Annotated in this window: 4 protein-coding genes; 2 read left to right on the plus strand and 2 right to left on the minus strand. The window is 51.0% G+C overall.

The genetic code is table 11. The annotated features are described in order from the left end of the window. Positions 1–173: 173 nt before the first annotated feature. Positions 174–2,462, plus strand: a complete 2,289-nt coding sequence (locus EJP87_RS11265; protein ID WP_193771311.1) for a bacteriohemerythrin — start codon at positions 174–176, stop codon at positions 2,460–2,462. Between the two features lie 46 nt (positions 2,463–2,508). Here EJP87_RS11265 and glnE read toward each other — a convergent pair whose 3' ends face one another. Next, a complete protein-coding gene (gene glnE, locus EJP87_RS11270; protein ID WP_193771312.1) occupies positions 2,509–5,517 on the minus strand; it encodes a bifunctional [glutamate--ammonia ligase]-adenylyl-L-tyrosine phosphorylase/[glutamate--ammonia-ligase] adenylyltransferase in 3,009 nt (1,002 codons plus the stop codon). A 372-nt stretch (positions 5,518–5,889) separates the two neighbouring features. Between glnE and pdxJ the strand changes: the two genes are divergently transcribed. Then, complete coding sequence (pdxJ, locus tag EJP87_RS11275) at positions 5,890–6,624, plus strand: pyridoxine 5'-phosphate synthase (protein WP_130471977.1); 735 nt, start codon at positions 5,890–5,892, stop codon at positions 6,622–6,624. Positions 6,625–6,768: 144 nt separating this feature from the next. Here pdxJ and EJP87_RS11280 read toward each other — a convergent pair whose 3' ends face one another. Beyond that, a complete protein-coding gene (locus tag EJP87_RS11280) occupies positions 6,769–8,472 on the minus strand; it encodes an HD domain-containing phosphohydrolase (RefSeq protein ID WP_130471978.1) in 1,704 nt (567 codons plus the stop codon). Positions 8,473–8,667 lie beyond the last annotated feature (195 nt).

Raw genomic sequence — 8,667 nt, forward strand, 5'->3', positions numbered from 1 at the left:
CCATAATAATTTTCTGATTTTCAAATGCGATTGCCCTGAATAACTATGCGAAATTGATTGACAGATCGCAAAAATCTCTGCACCATGTCTCTTTTTTGCTCTGATTTAAGGCGCATGTTAAGAATGAGAATCGCTTTCTATTCTCGCTATTACTCTTTACGATGGGGGATGTCATGGGTTGGATAAATCGCTTGCGCTTGAGTTACAAGCTTTTGATGTTATTGGCATTTCCAGTTATTGGCTTGCTGGTGTTTGGCTTGTGGCAGGTTCAGGAAAAGCAGGGGATACTGCAACAAGCAACAGCCATGGAACAACTGGTCGGCCTGGGTACACGCTTGAGTGCGTTGGTGCATGAGTTACAAAGAGAGCGTGGTTTGTCGGCAGGATTTATTGCCAGCCAGGGCAAACGCTTTCGTGAAGAGTTGCAAACACAAAGACAAAAAAGCGACCAGCGCAAGGGAGAGCTGGAGAGCTATTTGCAAAAATTTGATCTGTCACGTTTTGGCGAAGCCTTGCGCCAGGGAGTACAAAACACCGGAAGTGAGCTGAATAAGGTTTCTGGAATCCGTAGTGAAGTGGATGCTTTGCGCATTAGCGGAGCGGAAATGATCAAATATTATACTGCCCTCAATGGCCGCGCTTTGGACGTGGCTGGCCTGTTGGCACCCTTGGCAGCCAATGCAGAGATGGCCGCCCAGGCAACAGCTTATGCACAATTTTTATTGGCCAAAGAGCAGATTGGCCTGGAACGAGCCACACTGAATGGGGTATTTACCGCCGATCGCTTTGCTCCTGGGGTGTTGGTGCAATATGCGCAGCGGGTGGGCGAACAGATTGCCTATCAAAAAGTCTTTTTGGCACTCGCCACCCCCGATGCACGCTCGTTGTTGACGCAAAAAAGTCAGGATCCAGCCTTTGCCGAAGTGGAACGGATGCGTCGGATAGCCATGGAGAAAGGGGAGCAGGGTGGCTTTGGCATTGATCCGGGACAATGGTTCCAGGCGGTAAGTCGCAAGATTGATCTCTACAAAGAGGTTGAGGATCAACTCTCTCTCACCATCAACCAACAGGCCCAAGCCTTGCGCCAACACTCTGCCAATAGTTTATGGCTGGTGATGGGGGTGGTTGCCCTTTTGCTGGGGATGGCACTGCTGTTGGCAGTGCTGATTATGCGCTCCATTTTGGGGCAGATGGGTGGGGAGCCAGAAAAAGTACGATTGATGGTGGAACGGGTCGCACAGGGTGATCTGACAGGAGATGTGGATGCAACAGCCACAGGCATTGTCGGTTCGATGGGCAGCATGGTGAGCAACCTGCGCGGCACCATTGCCACCATTGCCAGTATCGGTGAACAGGTGGTCAGCGAGGGTGAAACCATTCATGACAGTGCGCAAAAGGTGTCGCAAGGCAGCAGTCGGCAAGCGGCGGCCATTGAACAGAGCTCGGCGGCCATGGAAGAGATGACCGCAGCGGTGCGCAACAATGCCGATCATGCCACACAAACCGAACTCTTGGCCAGCAAGGCGGCTGAAGGTACCCGACGCAGTGGCGTGGTAGTAGGGCAGGCAGTAACGGCGATGAAGGATATTGCAGCACGCATTACCATTATCGAGGAGATTGCCCGGCAAACCAATTTATTGGCGTTGAATGCGGCCATCGAAGCGGCGCGGGCAGGGGAACAGGGCAAGGGCTTTGCAGTGGTTGCGGCTGAGGTGCGCAAATTGGCCGAACGCAGTCAAATAGCGGCTGCGGAGATCAATCAGATCTCCTCCTCCAGCACAGCAGTAGCCGAACAGGCGGCACAGCTTTTGACAGAGTTGACACCACAGATTGAACAGACTGCCCATTTGGTGCGTGAGATTGCCCAAGCCTCTCGCGAGCAGAGCACCGGTATTGATCAGGTCAATCAGGCTTTGCAGGAGTTGAATGATGTGATTCAGAGCAATGCCGGGGAGGCCGAACAGTTTGCCAGAGGCGCTGATGCCCTTAGCGAACAGGCCAACAAGTTGCAAGGGGTCTTTACCTTTTTCCGACTCACTGCAGGGGAGAGTACAGAGGAGATCTTTCCCTGGAACGACCGTTTGCGCATCAACATTCGCGAGGTGGACAACCAGCATAAACAGTTGGTGGAGTTGGTCAATCAGCTCTATCGTTTGTTGAAAAAAGGAGAGTTTGCCCAGGCGATGGAGGAGGTCTTGCCGGGGCTGTTGGAATATACACAGATGCACTTTGCTTTTGAGGAGGAGCTGTTTGCCCGTTATGGTTATCCACAAGCTGTGGAACACAAAGGTCGGCATAGCAAACTGGTAGCGCAAGCCAAGGATTTTCTGCCGCGCATGCAGAGCGGTGATCGGGCGGTGGCGATGGAGTTGTTGGGTTTTCTCAAACAGTGGTTGACCTCACATATCCTCAAATCCGACAAACATTATGCCGCCTTCCTCAACAGCAAGGGAGTGCACTAACACCAATTCATAATCAGATTGAAATCATTACGTTTTTTGTTATTCGTTACCGCTCTTTACAGGTTCGCTGAGGAGCAGAACCCTGTAAATAGCGTTGCACTATGGGGAAGGAACGCCCAAGCAACTCCTGCAGCTTGGCTTGCACCGTCTCCCCCTCCGGCAAATCGCAAAGACGACGCAACTGCTCACCTAATACCGGACCAGGAGCAATGCGGTTTTCTGAACGACCATGCAAAAGACGTAATCGATTCTCTATCAGACGCAAAAATCCATACACCTCTTCCAGGATGGCATGCTCGTCGGCACTCAATAACCCTACCTGCTGACAGGTGCGCAAGGCGCGTGCTGTGTTGCTTTGCACAATTCCCGGATGCTCGGCTGCAAAGGAAAGCAGCAAAAATTGCGCTAAAAATTCAATATCGACAATCCCCCCTCGGCTCTGCTTGATGTCGATCCAACCACTCGGTGGCTCCTTTTCTGCCCACAGGCGCTGGCGCATCTCCGCCACCTCCCGGCGAATGGTCTCCACCGCACGCTGCTTACAGAGCAGTGCATAAATCTCCTGACGCACCTGCTCGGCAAACTCGGCATCACCTGCCACCACCCGGGCCCGTGTCAACGCTTGATGCTCCCAGGTCCACGCCTCCTCACGTTGATAATGCAAAAATGCACTCAAAGAGCTCACCAATGTTCCCGAATTGCCGGATGGACGCAGCCGCATATCCAATTCATAGAGCTTGCCAGTTCGGGTCAAGGTAGTAATACTGTTGATAATCCGCTGCCCAAGTCGGCTGAAAAATGGTCCAATGGCCATGGGCGAAGATCCCGAAGTTTGAGTAATTTCACCAGGATCACCATGCAAAAAGATAAGATCCAAATCCGAGGCATAATTCAGCTCCCGACCACCCAGCTTGCCCATGGCCACAATCACAAAAGGTAGGCCCGGATCGCCATGCCGTGCGCACAACTCCTCGCGGACATCTTCCAACACCCGTGCCAAAATCACCTCCGCCAATGCCGACAAACCTGCCATCACCTCAGGAGGCTCGGCAGCATGCGAAAGATCACGCACTCCCATACGCAAAGTTTCACTGTTCTTGAACTCACGCATCAGATTGATCCGCTGTTCACGATCCTTCTCCGTGCTCAACAATTTTTCCAAATCAGCAGCCATCTCACTCCGACTGCGATAGTGTTGAAAAAAATCTCTGGCCACCAGATGATCCATCAACTCAGGATGACGCATAAAAAATTGCGACAACAACACCGAACTGCCAAACAAACGGGTCAACAGTTGCAAGACCGGGGGATTTTCCAACAACAAAGCCAGATAACTGACCCGATGCCCTAAACCTTGTAAAAAACTCTCCACATGCCGCAACGCCATATCTGGATCGGGTGCAGCCAAAATCTCGCCCAACCAGGGTGCGCCAATCCGCTTATACCAGCGACGAGTCGGTTCGGTCATGTCGCGACGCGGACCATCACGCAATATCTCCAGCGACTGCAAAGCCCGCTCAGGATCGAGAAATCCGGCACCATGCAAACGTTCCAAAGCATGCGCATCTTCGACACTACTGGCCAACAACTCCTCCACCAAAGGATGCCGACCCTCTTCATGTTGTCTCTCTGCATCATAAAAAAGGCTTTGATAAAGCAGATGGACCTGCTGGGTGCAGCTCTGAAAACGTTCTTGCAACTCTTCACTACTGGACATGCCCATGCGTTTACTCAGACGGGCAAAAGCCAACGCATCCTCCGGCAGCGAATGCAGTTGTTGGTCATGTTTGAGCTGCAAGCGGTGTTCAAGTGTGCGCAAAAACTGATAAGCCTCCTGCAAAAACCGGCAATCCTCCTGGGCAAGCAGCCCGCAATCACGCAATGCCTGTAGTGTGACCAGCGTTTCCCGCTGGCGTACCAGAGGATTTTTACCCCCATGGATCAATTGCTGCGATTGCACAAAAAATTCGATTTCGCGAATCCCCCCATATCCCAGTTTGACATTTCGCCGATAATCATCGGCCAAAACCATTTTGCGATCGATTTTGCGCTTCATCTCGCGAATTGCTTCCAGCGCCGCAAAATCAAGATAACGGCGAAAGATAAAGGGCTGCAGCCCACGTAAAAACTCTTCCCCCAATAGCCGATCACCCGCAACCGGGCGTGCTTTGATCATAGCCGCCCGTTCCCAGGTCTGTCCCCACGCTTCATAATAGATCTCCGCCGATCGGCAAGAGATCACCAAATCTCCCCCTTCACCCTCAGGACGCAACCGCAGATCCACACGAAAAGCATGACCCTCTGCAGTGGACTCCCCCAATAAGCGAATAAAATCCCTGCCCAACCGGTGGTAATACTCCTTGATTGGCAAAGAACAAGAGCCCTCTACCTCGCCAATTCCAGCATCAAACAGATAGATCAAATCCACATCCGAAGAAAAATTGAGCTCCCGAGCTCCCAATTTGCCCATGCCGATTATGACAAAGCGGGCTGCCTGCTGGTGCCCATCCTGACTGTGGATCATCGGTTGGCCATAGCGATTGGCCAAGGTGCGATTCAACCATTGATAACCTCCTTCCATACACCCTTCTGCCAACAGGGTAATCTGCTGGACCACCTCCGGCAAGGCGGTTTCACCACTTAAATCCCTGGCTCCAATATGAAAATAATAGCGGTGCTTATGAGCACGCAGCAGACGTGCCGCCTCATTCCAGGTGCCAGCCTTATGCAGAGCCTGCAACAAACTCTCATTGGCCTCGGCAATATGCAGCTCCTCTTCCCTGGCCAAAGCCAGGGCATCTGGCCAACGACGCAATACCCGACAGAGATAGGGACTGTTGCCCAAAGCCAAGAGCAAACGCCTGCCACTTTTCTCCTCCTGTAGCCATTCCAGGAGGAGGGGAGCATGCTCAGGAGAGCTCTCAATCAGAGCAAGCAAAAGCGGCTCGATGGTTTCCGGTTCCGCAGTCTGCAACGCCACTTGTTGCAGGTAGGTGAGCTGTGTCGGCAACAGCACGCCATAAGTCGCCAAAGATTGAGTGAGTTGAGCAAACATAAGCACACAGATTCCTGCATTAAAGGTGAAAGGGCACAAGGCAAGCGCATTTGCAAATTTCCTCATTGTTGCCACAAGCGAAACTGTGCATGTCGGGCGTCCGCCCTCCCAGAGAGTGCCCCTGCGGGGCACAGATTGTCGCGGCGTGCGCGAATGCTTCGCATTCGCTTCTGCTGAAACGCCGCTACATGCAGGACTCCGTCCTGCACCTGCCAGGAGGAGATAATCTCCTCCTGGACCTCCATAATAATTTTCTGCTTTTCAAATGCGATTGCCCTGTGAAAGGGCATGATAACACCTGTGCATTGCCACAGCGATCTTTTATAATCGACAGCAGATTGAACCGGTTACACCTGAAGAGGAGGAGGGACCATGATCAAACTGGGCGTCAACATCGATCACGTGGCAACAATTCGCCAAGCGCGTGCCGGGATCTCTCCCGATCCGGTTGCAGCAGCTCTGGCTGCCGAACGCGGTGGTGCCGATGGCATTACAGCACATTTACGGGAAGATCGTCGTCATGTCCAGGAGCGGGATATAGCTCTGCTTCTGGAAATGGTCCAAACCAAACTCAACCTGGAGATGGCCGTTACCAACGAGATGCTGGATTATGCCTTTGTCCACAAACCGGCAGATTGCTGTCTTGTACCTGAAAAACGCAAAGAGATCACCACTGAAGGAGGGCTTAATGTGGTGGACCATCTGGAACGGGTGCACTCTGCAGTGCGTCAATTGACCCGGGCTGAAATTCGCGTCTCACTCTTTATCGATCCCGACAGCGAACAACTGCATGCCGCCGCCGCTACCAAAGCTCCCGTTATAGAATTGCATACAGGCCGTTTTGTGGCAGCAAAAAATCCAGCACAACGCAAAAAAGAGTGGGAAAAGCTTTGGCAAGCCGCTGCATTGGGCCAAGAGCTGGGTTTGATTGTCCATGCCGGACATGGTCTGGATTATCATAATGTTCAGGAAATAGCCGCGATTCCCGGCATTCAGGAGCTCAATATCGGTCATGCCATTGTTGCCCGTGCCGTATTTGATGGCATGGAAAAGGCTGTCAGCGATATGAAACGTTTGATGCGTGAAGCAGCTCTCTGTGGCGGTTGAGCGCTACAAAAAGCGGTGCAATGCGTAGTGACTCTTTGATGAAGGATAGGCGGCTTTTAATGAAGGGTAGGGTAGGGATGTGGTTGCGATGAGAACGACTCAAGCAAATCGGGAAGGTAAAAGCTGAAGAAAACAGTTTGCACTTTATGGGGTATATCCGGGAATATTATTTTCATCCACATCATCGATCTGCGAGGGATCCAGATATTTTTCCGCATATTGCAGGTAGATTTTATTGCGAATAAACACATCAAAAAGATCGGGATCGATGTGGTGTTCTTTTTTCATATAGCCAAGAATCTTCAGTGAGGCGGAGAGCGATTTAGCGGGTTTGTAGGGACGATCACTGGCGGTAAGCGCCTCAAAAACATCAGCAATTGCCATGATCCGGGCCGGAATCGACATCTGTTCCCGCACCAAACCATCAGGATAACCCGTACCATTCATGGTTTCATGGTGGCTGCCGGCAATTTCTGGAACACGACGCAAACTCTTGGGGAAGGGGAGTTTGATGAGCATTTTTTTGGTCACGGTGACGTGATTATTGATCACTTGCCGCTCCTCTTTGGTCAAGGTACCTTTGCGAATGCTCAGATTGTAGACCTCGTTTTCCGAAAGAAATGGCTCCTCGTTACCCTCTGGAGTGACCCAACGATATTGGGCAATTCTCTTGATGCGCTCCAAAGATTCATCGGACATATATTCGCCACCAATATTACACTCCTTGATAAAAATACGGTCTGCCTCCAGTTGCTGCATGCGTGCATGAAAATCAGCCTCCAAACGCGCCAGCTTTTCCTGATGTTCAGAAAACCAGAGGGGGGCCGAAAGGACTGTGCTCTGTACCTGGGAGAGGAGGGCAAAACGCTCTTTGAGATAGGCAATTTCACTATCCCGTTTCAACACCTCAAAGCGGGTCAAAACCGTGTGCACGCGGTCATAAATGGTTTCCAGCTTGGTCGATTTATCCACAACATATTCAGGAGTGACCACCTTGCCACAGTCGTGCATCCAGGCGGCAATACGAATTTCATACATTTCATCGTCCGTGGGATTAAAATCATGCAGATCCCCCAACTCGGACTCTTTGGCAGCGCGGGCAATCATTTCGGAAAGAATCGGTACCCGATAACCATGACCACCGGTATAGGGTGATTTTTCATCGATGGCAGTGGCAATGGTCTGAATGAAGGCTTCAAAAAGCTTTTTCAGATCACTGATCAGGCGCTGATTGGTAAGGGCAATGGCTGCTTGCGAAGCCAAGGATTCGGCCAATTGCTGATCTTCAGCACTGAAAGGCTTGATTTCATTGGTTTCTGTATCTTTGGAGTTGATCAACTGCAACACACCAATCAACTCATTTTCATGATTTTTCAGGGGTACAACGAGAAAAGATTTGGAACGATATTTCATCGCCGCATCAAAGGCGCGCATACCGGAAAAATCAAATCCTTCTGCCTCATAGGCATCAGGGATATTGACTGTCTGCTCCTTGAGAGCCGTATAAGCGGCCACCATGGCCAGATTGGGTTTTCCGTCGCGATAGAGCGGTAATTCCGGTAACTTGATCGCCACACCGGTAGTGCCACCTTGGGCGATATTCAGCGAATCGGTCCGTAAAATTTGAAATTTGAGTGTTTGATGATCGGTCAGGGTATAGAGAGTACCCGCGTCGGAGTTGGTCAGCGCTTTGGCACCCAACAAGATGGTCTCCAACAGCAAATCAGCATTGCGCAAGTTGGAGAGAGCGACACCGATTTCATTGAGTCGGTTGATACGTTCCAACAGATGGTTCAGGCGGGAGCGTAGCTTATCAACGGTGTCATGCGTGTCTGTAGCAATTTCCATTTTGTAACCATGGCCTGAATATTGAGGCAACAGTACCGATAACCCTTCCATACTAAGCAATTTCGTTAATATTTGTCAATGATGGATAGAACGAAAGCTTCTGCAGTTCAGAACCATCAATTTAACATAATACATCTTATACGACATATCCGGAAAGCCTGGTACCATCCGGGGAAAGCCAGTCGTATAAGATGT

Source organism: Candidatus Magnetaquicoccus inordinatus, assembly GCF_004217665.1.
GTDB lineage: Bacteria > Pseudomonadota > Magnetococcia > Magnetococcales > Magnetaquicoccaceae > Magnetaquicoccus > Magnetaquicoccus inordinatus.